Below are 14,133 nucleotides of genomic sequence, written 5' to 3'. Positions count from 1 at the left end.
CTTTTAGCCATTGCACGATAGCGCGTACACAGACACTAAGCCGCAAGCACCCCTTCCGTCACGCCCCACCAATGCGCTCCCGATGGTTTTGATAATACGTCAATATCTGCTGATCTAACTGCTCAGGCACGGCGCTAATAATAGCCACCCCGGTGCGTTGCAGTTGTTGGCGGGTCAGGGCGCGGCCACGTTGGTACTCCAAGGTGGCGAAATGCCGATACGGGTCTTGCCAGTGGCGGGCGGGGAGGCTTAAGGCCGCACTGATGGTCGGGTCATCCAAACTCGCCACCAACACCTGATGCTTACCCGCCAATAACTGTGCGGCTTGCAGCAATTGCGCCGCCGCCCCAGGCTGCTCAATTTCCGTCAAAAACACCACCAAGCCGCGCCGCTTAAGCAATTGCCTGACCGCCAACGCGGCATTTAAGGCATTACTGGTTTCGTTAGTCGCCGCCGCTTGTCCTAAAAGCTGGCGCACCTGTTTGACCGCCGCCCACCCGCCCGCCAAAGGGGTTTGCCCCAACGGCTGTTGCGCATAAACCAGACAAGCAATCCGGTCGCCCTGCAAGGCGGCAAACTCACTGAGTTTTGCCGCGACATTGACGCTGTGCTGCAAACGCCCTAAACGTCCGCATTGGAGACGGCTACCGCGCCCGCAATCCACCACCACGACCATTTCCAAACGGTGTTCGCGGGTAAAACTGCGGACAATCGGCTTACCGCGCCGGGCAGTGGCCTTCCAATCCATACTGCGCAAGCTATCACCCTGCCGATAATCGCGCAACTCCAGCAATTCCACGCCGCTGCTGTGCGGCTGGCGGCTATAACGGTTGCCCGCTTCGCGCCGCCCGGCTAGGTTAGCGTGGGCAGTCAAACGCACAGGTTCCACGGTAAACGCCACGGCCTCAGTCAGCGGACGTGTCCACCAGCATAAGCCAAAGCCGCCCAGTTGCCGCACATACAAGCTACCCAACGCCGCCGCCCCTAACTGTGTCGGGGTGATGCTAAACACTCGGCTTTGTTGCTCATCGGCAGCAACACGCCATGCTTGCAAGGCGTTATCCGCCACCAGAGCGGTCGGATAATCGGCTTGGGTCTCTATCTGCAACACCCTAGCCGACGGGTTGGCGACACTTAGCGTGTAATTGACCGGCTCACCTAAGGCGACTGTTTTAGGGATGTGCCGACTAATCACCAAACTTGGCGGCAAGCGCAACCGCTCCCAAACCAGCAACACTAACACCACTAAGGTCGGCCAACGCCAGACTCCTGCCCAAGGCTCACCCAACCAAATCCCCAACACCGCCACCGCGATAATCGCCGTGCCGATGATAAACGCCCAGCGGGATAAGGACATTAGCCCGCCGCCCCGCTACGCGGCACGGCAATCTGGCTATCCAATTCCTGATAGATTTGCAATGCCGTATACCCTTCCAGCATCGCCTCGGCGGTCGGCAACAACCGATGCCCGACCACCCACGGCGCGACGGTTTTAATATCATCCGGCAGCAGATAACTGCGCCCCTGCAAAGCCGCTTCAACGCGGGCGCAACGCATCACCGACAACGCCCCGCGCGTGGACAGCCCCAAGCTTAAACGCGGATGGTTGCGGCTAGCCGCCGCGACTTGCACAACATACTGGTATAATGACGTATCCACATGCACCGCCGCCGCTTCGGCGCGGGCTTGCGCCAACAGGCCGTCCGGCAACGCGCAGATAGTCGGCAACACCGCACCATGCCCGCCGCCCGGCTTATCGTAACGGCTCAGCACCGCCATTTCGGTGTCGGCATCAGGATAGCTCAGCAATAAACGGATTAAAAAACGGTCAAGCTGGGATTCCAACAGCGGATACACACCTTCAAAATCATAAGGGTTTTGCGCGGCAATCAGAAAAAACCCCGCCGCCAACGCATACGTTTGCCGATCAATGGTGACAAAATTCTCTTCCATCGCCTGCAATAAAGCCGATTGGGTTTTCGGCCCCGTACGGTTAATCTCATCGACCAACACCACTTGGTTAAACAACGGCCCCGGCACAAAATCAAAACTGTTTTGGTGGCTGTTAAACACATGCAGCCCCGTCATATCCGTAGGCATCAAATCCGCCGTGCCTTGGATACGGCCAAAACTGCCGCCGATCAATTGCGCCAAGGCTTTTGCTAACAAGGTCTTACCCAAACCCGGCACCCCTTCCAACAACACATGCCCGTTCGCCAACCAAGCAATCACCAGCCCATGCAAGGTATCGTCCATACCGAACACCACTTTGCCGAGTTCTTGCCGCAGGTGTTGCTCCAATTGTTGCGCCGCATTGCTAGTCATAAAGTCACTGTCCTGATGTAAGTAAGGGTATGGGTTAAGGGGATTAACGCTAGCCGCTGTCCGGCGTAAGCTTGCTTAAGGGCCGCCAATTGCCCGGCGCTGATCCGGCTATGTTGGCCTAACCAAGCGAGGGCAGCGGCCTCGTCGGGCAAATGGCGTTGCTGACACACATCTTGCAGCAAATGCTTGACCAACGCGTGCGCCAGTTGGCGCGGGGGCAAGCGGCGGGCGAAAAATTCCGCTGTGACAATGATAAAATCCTGTGCCGATAACGCAGGTGTACGGCTGCGCACCGGCGCTAAACGGTTGGTATAACCCAGTACATACAACAGCCACAGCAAGCCTAAGCAAAACAGGCTCTGATGCAAACGGCTGTCACTAAAAAAATGCTGGGGATCGTAAAGTGCCGAAAGGCCGAAATGGTAATCGTCAAACAACACCTGCCCGCCGGGGGCTAAGGTTTGGGCGAGCAGATGGTCGAATAACCGGGCATTATCGGCATGGTTAAGGAGACGGTTGCTGAATAAGTCCGGAGTCAGCACTAACAGGATCTGCCCTTGCCCCGCACTGATTTGCCAAGCCACTGTCGTGTCTGTCCCTTGGAGGGTTAACAGCCGCAACGCCAGATTATCGGGGCTGTCACTAGCCAATTGCCAGGGCCTCTCTAACAGCTTGGCCGCAGTGTCCGCCTCCGCACCGTGCAGATCCGCCAACCACGGCACACCGGGCAGCGGCACTAGCGTTTGCGGCTTCAGCGCGGCACTGATAGCATCCCGCACTTGGTTCACAACGCCTTGAAAGGTTTCTGGCTTAGGTTTAGCAGATTCAGGCTTAACCGGCGGGGCCTTAGGTGGCAACGGCTCCGCAGGGGCGGCGGGTGCATGGTCTGCGGCGTTGTCATCTTCCTCATCCGCCTTAGCATCCTTGCGCCCTTCTCGAGCAAGCCGCCAATGCTGTAGTGATAACAGGCTGTTTATTTTGCAAAAACAGTCACGATACATCGACCAAGCGGGATACTGGTAAGCGGCCGCCATCACCAAGACACTATTGCCTTTAGCCAGCCACTTAGCCAGAGCCGCCCATTCGGCGCGGGAGATGTCTTTGTGCGAAGGCAGGCTCATCAGCAATACATTACCACTAGCCGCCTGATCGGGATGCTGCAACAATGCCGTATAAGGCTGACGGAAACTGCTGCTAGGCACTTGCTCGCGCTGTAACCACACCAACAGCCCTTTCAGGCCGTCCCGTCCGCTGTCCTCCGTACTCGGTACGGAAATAAGTTTCTGCCTCTCAGACGGGGACAACAAGAAAATGACCGCGACCAATGCCGCCACCGCCAAAGCGAAGGTAAACAAGCGATCTTTCATGATACCTGCTGAGCCAATAAGGCTTCGGCATCACGCCGATAAGCCGCCAGGATTTGCGCATCGGCGGCTTGTTGGCCGAACACAATCGGCTCGGCAGTGGCGACTAAAGCGGTAAACGCCGCCGGATTAAGCCCACGGGTTGGCTTAAGATGGCGGAGCAGTTGCCGATACGTCAGCGTCGCATCACGCGGGATGGCCTCCCGCACCGCCAAGGCCTCCACCACTTGCGCCAACAACGCGGCGATTTGCTGGGGCGGGCTTAACTCGCCACTAAAAACCGAGGGCGCGGACGCTGTCACCAGCACCCTGTCAGCTTGCTGGCCAGACTTGCGTCGCCCCGACCAGCGGGCAAAAACCTCCGCCAGCCATAACTCATGCGACACCAAGCCTAACGTCACCAACACCAGCAACGCCATAAGGCCATAAAACAAATGCGCCAACGTTTCATCAGACAATGTCATGCCGTTCAACAGACCGCTAAACCACTGGAATTGGGTATCGTAATCTTTGCCTTTCAGACTATCCAACCACTGTAAAAAACGTGTCCACCACTGCTTTCGGACTTCTTCGGCACTGGGGTCAAAAATCCCCGCTAATACGCCGTCAAGACCGCTCAGGTTAAGGGCAGTTGTACGCACAGGCTGTTCTGCTTTAGCCCAAAACTGCAACTGCCCCGCTTGCACACTATGGCTGTCGGCTTGCGCCACCACCAACGCTTGCCAAGGCTGTACCAATGCCGGACAGGCCAGCGTCAAATCCACAGGCTTATCCGATTGCGGCGGGACGGCACTTAAGCAGTCGCGCACCGCATCCGCCGCGTGCCCTGGCATTGCCAAACAGCACAGGTACAAGAGCAACCAGCGCATTATCCAGCCAAACGCGCCGCCAAATCGGCACCGGATTTGCGCAGTTTCAGATCATGGAATTGGACGTAGAGCACCGTCAAAAAAAACGGCGTAGAGGCAATGGAGAATAAATTAATGATGAGTTCAGCTATACCATCAATGCCGGCAAATTTAACAATAAAACCCAACAACATAATTAAAATAAAATAAAACAGCAACAACAACACCATCGGCACCGTCAACACCCCCGCTGTCCGCCACCAACTGCCTTTCACTAAAGCATAACTGGCTTTTAAAGATCCATAAGCCTTCTTAGCGTCCAATACAATAAAATTAATATGAAACAACAGTGATAAGCTCAGTATGATACCCGGCACCAGCAACAAAAGCGTTCCGACACTCACCGCTAGCATATAAAGGAATCCCGCCAACAGGAGGGACGGCGTTTTTTTAATACCCAGTTGCAAGGCTTCCATAAAACTATCTTGACGCTGATGGGCCGTATTGTCCAAGCGATAAACAATCGCGGCATAACTCACAGAAGAACACAGTGTCACAGCCACTATAGCAAGCAAAAGCACCGTCCCCCCCTCAGCCAAGGCCGAAGCATCGGCACCGGGGCCAATATACTGCTTGATAAACCAGTTAAATCCTAGGCTTAGTACACCCAATACGGTACTAAAACCAATCCATTTAGTAAAACTGGCGACATACAGCTTAATGCTGATGTCCAATATCTTGGCGAGACTCACGGGTTCGTCAGCTAACATTTGCATAATACTTTCCCCTCTAAGTTAATATTGGCGGCTATCCGCTTGGCAACAACGGCGACATTCGCACTGACAGCCGCCTTAAGCATAGCCAATTTCCCGCAAATAACCAAGGTGCTTAGCAAAAAAACGTTTCCCACCCTACCCGCCGTCCCCAGTAAACCCGCGTCAATCCGGCATTGCAGAAGCTAGCAGGGCAATAACGTCGGCACTATCCATTTGCACAATCTGTGCAATCGTCGCCACCGGCACACCCGCCTGATGGGCGCTGAACACCGTTGCCCGACGGCTTTCGGCAATGCCTTCCTGCTTGCCTTGTTCGATGCCTTGCTCGATGCCTTCCTGCTTGCCTTGTTCGATGCCTTCCTGCTTGCCCAACTCGATGCCCAGCTCAATACCCTCCTGCTTGCCTTGCCGGATCGCCATATCCAAACTGGCCTGGACAATGACGATAAATTCGCTCTTACGGTGTTGCAGTTCCAGCTCTTCGGGGCTTAGGTTGGCCTCGTTGGCTATCCCGAAGGCCTTTGCCAAATCCCGCCCGCAGTTTTTTGGTATATCGTTCAACTTAGCGGCGTTTTTGATGAAATACAGCCAATTGTCCCGCTCAGTCTCCAATTCCGTTTCCGTTTTGTTAAACTTGGGCAACTCGATAAAGACCAGCTCAATATCATCGCAGTATTCGATGAAATCACGCTTTTCTAACAGCTTAAAGCAGTTCATCAGGCGCGGGCTATCGGGGAACATGACAAAATCGGTCAAGGTCAGGGCAATGACCGGATTCAACAAATGGTAGGCCTGGCCTTGAACCAGTTGCGCGGAATAGTTTTTTGCCGCATTGTACAGTACCCGCTTCTCAAAACCGTCGTGGTTGAGGATCTGCATCTCAATAATGACGCGGGTGCCGTCGCTAAGCAACGCTTTGACATCGACAAAAGTGTCTTTCATGCCCTTGAGCATGGGGATGTTATACGGGTCGACAATGGTCAGGTCGGTAATACGCTTGCCATCGTCAAACGGGAGGACAGCGTTCAGAAAGCTCAATAAAATATCTTTCGAGCCTTCACTGCCAAAGACTTTCTTAAACGCAAAATCGGTGCGGATATCGAGAAAATTCATAAAGGACGCTAATAACGGGAAAATAAAACCATCGTCCTTAATGACCGAAAAGTCTTAGCCGAGGTTCCGCTAACGCCTCACACTCAGGCGGCTTTTCTTAACAACACATCTAACCAAGCCGCAGGCAATATCCGTTTTAAAAACCCAAACAAATAGGTCGGGAAGGTGACGTAATAACGGATTTTTGGCCGCTTAGCTTCCAAAGCGTGGACGACTTTTGCCGCCACCGCCTCAGCAGGCAGGGTAAACGGGGCGGCGGGGCCTTGTTTTTGCAAACGCGCCGCCAGTGCCTGATAAGTGCCGTGGTGGTAACTCTGGCTAGGGTCGATATTGGCCTGATACAGCGCAAAGGCATTTTTGCGGAAATCGCTGCGTATAGGCCCCGGCTCTATCAGCGCAATATAGATACCCGTACCGTGCAACTCCAAGCGCAAGGTATCGGCAAGGCCTTCCAAAGCAAACTTACTGGCATTGTAGGCACCGCGATAGGTCATGGCGACCAAGCCCAATACCGAGCTGTTATAAATGATACGGCCATGACCTTGACGGCGCATCACCGGGATCAGCAAATTGGTCAGCTCTTGGGTGCCGAAGACGTTAGTTTCAAACTGCTGGCGCAACACCTCGCGCCCCAAATCCTCAACCGCCCCGGGCTGGCCAAATGCGGCATTATTAAACACCGCATCCAAAGTGCCGCCCGTCAGCACCAACAGCTCGGCGACCGCCGCCCGGATACTGGCGCTGTCGGCCAAATCCAAGCGCAACGCAGTAAAGCCCTCTGCCGCCAACCGCGCCACATCGTCGGGTTTACGCGCCGTGGCGAAGACCCGATGACCCCGCTGTTTCAGCACTTGCGCGGTCGCGTAGCCGATACCGCTGGAACAGCCGGTAATCAGAACCGTTTTTGCCGTCACCATTATTTGCCCAGCTCTTGCTCGTTAAAATAAAAGGTTTTGGCGTTACTGCAATCGACCAGAAACACTAACGACTCTGGGCTGGATTTTTCATTCAACTCCGACGATTCGACGCGGTTACACTGCCCGGTCGCCAAGGCTTTTTCCGCCGCCGCCCCGCGCAGCCGTTCAATATCGACTAAACGGCCTTCAAAACGCTTGACTAACGGTAACAAATTATCCACATCATAAGGCGGGATAGCATAAGCCGAAAAATCATGGGGGCGGGATTTGATCAACGCCTGGTTCTTTTTTCCCGCCTCGACAATCTGCTGTTTGCGCTGCACCGCTTGCTGGCGCTGAAGTTCGGCTTGCTCTTCGCGCTCTTGACGTTCCTTTATTTTTTGCAGATCGGATTTTTTCTCTGCATCCAGATCAATGCTGACACCCGTTTTCAGGTCAATCTGGATATTAGAGCCTGCCACACAGGGCGTGGAACGGTACACTTTATTGCCGCCAGAATCGGTACATTTATAGACCTCGGCCTCCGCATTAAAAGCCAAAAAGCCGGTTAATAGCAAGACTAAATATTTCATGTTCTCTCGGTTAGTTTGGGGGGTATTAGTTTTACTTATATCCGGTGTTCAAGCCCTTTAGATGTCTGCTCAGGTTTATTCCACCGTCACCGATTTGGCAAGGTTTCTTGGCTGGTCAACATCCGTCCCCTTCAGCACCGCGACATGGTAGGCCAATAATTGCAAGGGTATGGTATAGAGTATAGGTGAAATCTCGTTATCCACCTGCGGCACTTTAATCATCTGCACAGCGCCGTTGACCGCCGGCACCAAAGTCTCGTCCATAAAGACAATCAACTGCCCGCCCCGCGCACTGACTTCTTCCATATTGGACTGAAGCTTTTCCAACAGGCTATTGTTAGGGGCAACGGTAATCACCGGCATATCGGCATCAATCAAGGCCAAAGGCCCGTGTTTCAACTCGCCCGCCGGATAGGCTTCGGCATGGATATAAGAAATTTCCTTTAACTTTAACGCCCCTTCCATCGCTATCGGATAATGCGCCCCCCGTCCTAAAAACAAGGCATTATTCTTTTCGGCAAACTGCTCGGACAATAACCGGATAGGGTCATTCAGACGCAATACCTTGTCGATTTTCTGCGGCAAACTGAACAACTGGGCGGTAATTTTTGCCTCCAGCGCGGCATCCAATTGGAAACGCCGCCCCAACGCCATCACCAACAGCATCAGCGTGACCAGTTGGGTGGTAAAGGCTTTGGTTGAAGCCACACCGATTTCCGGACCTGCGCGGGTCATCAGCACCAGGTCGGACTCCCTGACCAAAGAGCTTTCCGGCACATTGCACAACGTTAAGGAATACTTCGCCCCGAGTTTTTTCGCTTCCTGCAAGGCCGCCAAGGTATCGGCAGTCTCGCCGGATTGGGAAATAGTCACCACCAACGTATCCGCCGCCAACATCGGCTTGCGATAACGAAATTCACTGGCGACCTCGACTTGGCAAGGTATCCGCGCCAACTCCTCAAACCAATACCGTGCCACCAAACCCGCATGATAACTGGTTCCGCACGCTAAAATCTGCACCGCCTTAACCTCGTCAAACATCTGCGCGGCATTATGGCCGAAAGCGCTTTCCTGCAAACGGTGATTGATGAAACGTCCCTCTAAGGTTTGCGCAATAGCGGTAGGCTGTTCGTAAATCTCCTTCAGCATATAATGCCGATACGCGCCCTTATCGACCGCATCGGGGCTGAGCAGGCTTTCCCTAATAGGCCGCTCGACGCGCTGACCGTCAGCATTATAAATCTCTACCGAACCTATCCGCAACGCGGCAATATCACCCTCTTCCAGAAACATAAACCGCTGCGTCACCGGCAACAAAGCCGCGACATCGGATGCGATAAAATACTCGCCGATACCCACACCAATCACCAAAGGGCTGCCCTTACGGCAAGCAACCAGCACATCCGGCTCATCGGCACTGATAATCCCCAAGGCATACGCACCGGACAATTTTTGCACCGCTTGCCGGACTGCCGCGAGCAAATTGCCCGCCGTGCGCAAAGCCCCGAATACCTCATGGACAATGACCTCGGTATCGGTTTGCGAAGTAAATTCATAGCCTTGTGCCAATTGTTCGGCCTTCAGCACGGCATAGTTCTCAATAATACCGTTATGCACCACCGCCACCTTATCACCACTGGTATGGGGATGGGCATTAGCGGTGCTGGGTTTACCGTGGGTCGCCCACCGGGTATGGGCAATACCCAGCAAACCCGGCATCGGGTCGGCCTCCACCAACGCCGCCAAGCCCTGCACCTTACCCAGTTCGCGTTTACGGTGGAGCTCGCCGCCATTGACCACCGCCAACCCCGCCGAATCGTAGCCACGGTATTCTAAACGCCGCAAGCCTTCCAATAAAATAGGTACGACATTACGTTGGGCGATACCGCCGACTATTCCACACATACTTAACTCTCCTTTTTGCTTGGCCGTTGCCAACCAGGAACAGAAAATTGCTTACCCCTGCTTAAAGTCAATTGGCCTTCAGGGGCATCGCGAGTGATGGTCGAACCGGCACCGATGGTGGCATTTTTACCGATAGTGACCGGGGCGACCAATTGGCTGTCGGAACCGATAAACGCCCCGTCGCCGATGACCGTCTTAAACTTATTCGCACCATCATAATTACAAGTGATGGTGCCCGCACCAATATTGACCTTACTGCCGACACTGGTGTCGCCAATATAACTTAAATGATTGATCTTACTAGCTTCGGCAACTGATGATTTTTTTAGTTCAACAAAGTTACCAATATGCACATTATCGGCCAAAACCGTTTCTGGCCGCAACCGCGCATAAGGGCCGATACGGCTGCCCTGCCCTATGACCGCACCCTCCAGCACACAACAGCCAAAAATTTCAACATCATCGGCGATTTGGCAGTCCTTAATTTGGGTGTTCGGACCAATTTTAACACGGTTTCCGATACTGACCGCACCTTCCAAAATCACATTGACATCAATCTCAATGTCCTGCCCCAAGCTGACCACCGTGCCGCGCACATCAAAACGCTGCGGGTCGCGCAAAGTCACCCCTTGCGCCATCAGTTCTTCGGCTTGGCGCATCTGGAAAAACCGCTCCAATTGCGCCAACTGCATCCGGTTGTTCACCCCCAACACCTCTTCTTCCCTATCCGGCTGGCTAGTGACGATACGCACTCCCGCCGCCACCGCCATTTCGATAACATCGGTCAGATAATATTCCTGCTGGGCATTCTGATTAGTCAACTGCCCCAACCAGGTTTGCAACTGCCCGCCACTGACCGCCATAATCCCGGTATTGACTTCACAGATAGCCTTTTCGGTTGCGTCGGCATCTTTTTCTTCAACAATTTTCAGCACTTGTCCGTCAACATCCCTGACAATCCGCCCGTAACCCGTCGCGTCCGCCAACGTGACCGTCAATAACGCCAAGGTTTGCGGACTGACATCCGCCAACAATTGTCGGACAGTCGCCAATTTTAACAACGGCACATCGCCGTATAAAATCAACACCGTATCATCCGCGCCGATAAACGGGCTGGCTTGCTGCACCGCATGGCCCGTGCCCCATTGCTGGTACTGTCCGATCCAATTAACCTGACAGTCCGCCAACGCCTGTTTGACCTGCTCCGCGCCGTGGCCGACGACAATATGGACACTATTGTCCGCCACTTGGCTGCACATATCATAAACATGGCGCAGCAGCGGCCTGCCCGCAATACCATGCAACACCTTAGGCAAATCCGAACGCATCCGCGTCCCCTTACCCGCCGCCAAAATAACCGTAGTGATTTTCATTTCTCTTCCCGTTAAAATAAAAAAGCCCGATAGCGCTTACACGTTACCGGGCTTTGATAGACTGTTTTAACATGATTGCTAAGGGTGACAATCAAGCATCAGTGTTCATAACTTATTCGCCACGCTTTCTCAGCCTGTCCAATGTCCGCAACTGCATGATAGCCTGCAACAATTGGGCATGGGCGGATTCATAATCGATCTTACCCGACCTGTCCGCCAACGCCTCTTCGGCCCTTGCCTTCGCTTCCATCGCCGCCGCCTCATCAATATCTTTCGCCCTGATGGCGGTATCCGCCAACACTGTGACCAGATGCGGCTGCACTTCCAGAATACCGCCGGAAATAAAGAACGGATACTGTTCCTTATCCGAGACCTTCACCCGCACTTCACCTGGGTTTAACTTAGTAATGAAAGGCGCGTGGCGCGGGGAAATACCTACTTCGCCTAATTCAGCAGGCGCAAAGAGCATTTCCGCCAAACCGGAAAAGATTTCCTTTTCTGCGCTTACGATGTCTACATGTACGGTCATGGTCATTGATTTTACCTAAACTGACATTAAGCTTTCATGGCCTTTGCTTTTTCCAACACTTCCTCAATGGTACCGACCATATAGAAAGCCTGTTCTGGAATCGCATCGAACTCGCCGTTAATAATGCCTTTAAAGCCCGCAATGGTATCTTTCAAAGACACATACTTACCCGGCGAACCGGTAAAGACTTCAGCAACAAAGAAAGGTTGTGACAAGAAACGTTGGATTTTACGCGCCCGGGCAACGGTTTGCTTGTCTTCTTCCGACAACTCATCCATACCCAAAATGGCGATAATATCACGCAACTCTTTATAGCGTTGCAAAATCCCTTGGACTTTACGCGCCACATCATAATGCTCCTGACCGATAACCAGCGGATCCAATTGGCGGCTGGTGGAGTCTAAAGGATCAATCGCCGGATAAATACCCAGCTCGGCAATTTGCCGTGACAATACCACCGTCGCGTCCAAATGCGCGAAAGTTGTCGCAGGTGACGGGTCAGTCAAGTCGTCGGCAGGTACATAAACCGCTTGGATAGACGTGATAGAACCGGTTTTGGTTGAGGTGATACGTTCTTGCAGAACGCCCATTTCCTCAGCCAAGGTCGGCTGATACCCTACCGCAGACGGCATACGGCCTAACAGCGCCGACACTTCGGTACCCGCCAAGGTATAACGGTAAATGTTATCGACGAAGAACAACACGTCGCGGCCTTCATCACGGAAATATTCCGCCATAGTCAGACCGGTCAACGCCACGCGCAATCTGTTGCCGGGCGGCTCGTTCATCTGACCGTAAACCAACGATACCTTGTCGATAACGTTAGAGTCAGTCATTTCATGGTAGAAGTCGTTACCTTCACGCGTACGTTCACCGACACCGGCGAACACCGAATAACCGCTGTGCTCGATAGCGATGTTACGGATCAATTCCATCATGTTAACGGTCTTGCCCACACCCGCACCACCGAACAGACCAACCTTACCGCCTTTGGAGAAAGGACAGATCAAATCGATAACCTTAATACCGGTTTCCAACAGCTCATTAGCCGCCGCCTGTTCCGCATAGCTGGGCGCTTCACGGTGGATACCCCATTTGACTTTTTCGCCGATAGGCCCCTTTTCGTCGATAGGCTCACCCAGAACGTTCATAATACGTCCTAAGGTCTCTTGACCGACTGGCACAGAAATAGGCGCGTTGGTATTGTTAACGGTCAGGCCACGACCCAAACCGTCGGTGGTGCCCATAGCAATCGCCCGGACCACACCGTCACCAATTTGTTGCTGGACTTCCAGCACCAAACCATTTCCTTCTACAATTAAAGCATCATAAACTTTGGGCAATTCTTCTCGTGAAAACTCCACGTCGACGACCGCACCAATAATCTGAACGATTTTACCCGAACTCATTAAGTTGTCCTCTTAGTTTTTTATCATTTTGCTAGGGCGTTAGGCAAGGTACGGGACCTTTAAGCCAAGCCGCCAATTCTGCCATCCCTTGCTTAGGCACTTGGGCATAACGATCCCCGCCCGTCGCTTTAAACGGCTGCGGCGCCGGCAACAATTTCGGAAATTTCCTGCGTAATGGCAGCCTGCCGGGCTTTGTTATAAACCAACTGAAGCTCTTTAATCAGCTTGCCCGCATTATCGGAAGCCCCTTTCATCGCCACCATTCTGGCGGCCTGTTCGCAAGCATTGTTTTCCACCAAACCCTGATAGACAATGGCTTCGATATAGCGTGTCAGCAGATGGTCAAGCACCTCTTTGGCATCAGGCTCATAAAGGTAATCCCAATGGCCGCCCAACTCGCCTGCAATCTCATCGGCAGCGACCGGCAACAGCTTTTCGGCAGTCGGACGCTGGGTCATGGTGTTGACAAACTCGTTACTGATGACATGCAGCTCATCAATGCGGTTTTCCGCAAACGCATCCAACATTATCTTAATGATACCGATAATGTCGCTAAGATGCGGCGCATCACCCAGCTTACCGGCTTGGCCTACCAGCTTGGCATGTTTCAGGCCGCTAAAAAAACTGGCCGCTTTTGTGCCGATGGTGCACACATCCACTTCAACGCCGTCCTGTTGCCATTGCGTCAACAACCCTAATGACTTTCTGAACAAGTTGGAGTTTAAGCCGCCACACAAGCCCCTATCGGAACTGACGACAATCAGCCCGACCCGTTTGACATCGCGCTTAATCAGAAAGGGATGCTTATACTCAGGGTTTGCCTGCGCCAGATGCTTAATGATCTGCGCCATTTTTTTCGCATAAGGGCGTGTTGCCTGCATTCTGTCTTTTGTTTTACGCATTTTACTCGCGGCAACCATCTCCATTGCGCGGGTGATTTTCTGAGTATTCTTGATACTCGCAATCTTGGTGCGTATTTCTTTACCAACAGCCATTTTGAGA

The 14,133-nt window shown here is 53.2% G+C and carries 13 protein-coding genes; all 13 read right to left on the bottom strand.

Translation table 11 applies throughout. From position 1 onward, the window contains the following. Positions 1-58: 58 nt before the first annotated feature. The gene (locus tag CEK71_RS04025) at positions 59-1,357 is read right to left on the bottom strand and encodes a DUF58 domain-containing protein (RefSeq protein WP_088618180.1); all 1,299 of its coding nucleotides are present in this window, start codon (positions 1,355-1,357) and stop codon (positions 59-61) included. Further along, a complete protein-coding gene (locus CEK71_RS04020) occupies positions 1,357-2,325 on the bottom strand; it encodes an AAA family ATPase (RefSeq protein WP_088618179.1) in 969 nt (322 codons plus the stop codon). The genes CEK71_RS04025 and CEK71_RS04020 overlap by 1 nt, the downstream gene beginning before the upstream one ends. After that, positions 2,322-3,692, bottom strand: a complete 1,371-nt coding sequence (locus CEK71_RS04015; protein ID WP_088618178.1) for a DUF4350 domain-containing protein — start codon at positions 3,690-3,692, stop codon at positions 2,322-2,324. Before CEK71_RS04015 ends, CEK71_RS04020 begins: the two co-directional genes overlap by 4 nt. After that, on the bottom strand, positions 3,689-4,522 hold the full coding sequence (locus CEK71_RS04010) for a hypothetical protein (RefSeq protein WP_157678969.1): 834 nt from the start codon (positions 4,520-4,522) through the stop codon (positions 3,689-3,691). Before CEK71_RS04010 ends, CEK71_RS04015 begins: the two co-directional genes overlap by 4 nt. Positions 4,523-4,557: 35 nt before the next feature. Further along, a complete protein-coding gene (locus CEK71_RS04005; RefSeq protein WP_088618176.1) occupies positions 4,558-5,313 on the bottom strand; it encodes a hypothetical protein in 756 nt (251 codons plus the stop codon). Between the two features lie 162 nt (positions 5,314-5,475). Then, complete coding sequence (locus CEK71_RS04000; RefSeq protein ID WP_088618175.1) at positions 5,476-6,426, bottom strand: Rpn family recombination-promoting nuclease/putative transposase; 951 nt, start codon at positions 6,424-6,426, stop codon at positions 5,476-5,478. A gap of 83 nt (positions 6,427-6,509) precedes the next feature. Next, positions 6,510-7,343: an SDR family oxidoreductase gene (locus CEK71_RS03995; protein ID WP_088618174.1), complete on the bottom strand. Its 834-nt coding sequence runs from the start codon at positions 7,341-7,343 to the stop codon at positions 6,510-6,512. Next, positions 7,343-7,915: a DUF4124 domain-containing protein gene (locus tag CEK71_RS03990; RefSeq protein WP_088618173.1), complete on the bottom strand. Its 573-nt coding sequence runs from the start codon at positions 7,913-7,915 to the stop codon at positions 7,343-7,345. Before CEK71_RS03990 ends, CEK71_RS03995 begins: the two co-directional genes overlap by 1 nt. A 75-nt stretch (positions 7,916-7,990) precedes the next feature. Further along, on the bottom strand, positions 7,991-9,820 hold the full coding sequence (gene glmS, locus CEK71_RS03985) for a glutamine--fructose-6-phosphate transaminase (isomerizing) (protein ID WP_088618172.1): 1,830 nt from the start codon (positions 9,818-9,820) through the stop codon (positions 7,991-7,993). 2 nt (positions 9,821-9,822) lie between these two features. Further along, a complete protein-coding gene (gene glmU / locus CEK71_RS03980) occupies positions 9,823-11,193 on the bottom strand; it encodes a bifunctional UDP-N-acetylglucosamine diphosphorylase/glucosamine-1-phosphate N-acetyltransferase GlmU (protein ID WP_088618171.1) in 1,371 nt (456 codons plus the stop codon). 112 nt (positions 11,194-11,305) lie between these two features. Beyond that, the gene (locus CEK71_RS03975; RefSeq protein ID WP_088618170.1) at positions 11,306-11,728 is read right to left on the bottom strand and encodes a F0F1 ATP synthase subunit epsilon; all 423 of its coding nucleotides are present in this window, start codon (positions 11,726-11,728) and stop codon (positions 11,306-11,308) included. 20 nt (positions 11,729-11,748) lie between these two features. After that, positions 11,749-13,131, bottom strand: a complete 1,383-nt coding sequence (atpD, locus tag CEK71_RS03970) for a F0F1 ATP synthase subunit beta (RefSeq protein ID WP_088618169.1) — start codon at positions 13,129-13,131, stop codon at positions 11,749-11,751. A gap of 128 nt (positions 13,132-13,259) precedes the next feature. After that, positions 13,260-14,126 carry a F0F1 ATP synthase subunit gamma gene (atpG, locus tag CEK71_RS03965; RefSeq protein ID WP_088618168.1) on the bottom strand — a complete coding sequence of 289 codons (867 nt, stop codon included), beginning with the start codon at positions 14,124-14,126 and terminating at the stop codon, positions 13,260-13,262. Positions 14,127-14,133: the final 7 nt, after the last annotated feature.

It is taken from the genome of Methylovulum psychrotolerans (genome assembly GCF_002209385.1).
Taxonomy (GTDB): Bacteria; Pseudomonadota; Gammaproteobacteria; order Methylococcales; family Methylomonadaceae; genus Methylovulum; species Methylovulum psychrotolerans.
Note: the sequence above shows the minus strand (reverse complement) of the source record. Positions and strands in the feature narration are given on the sequence as shown.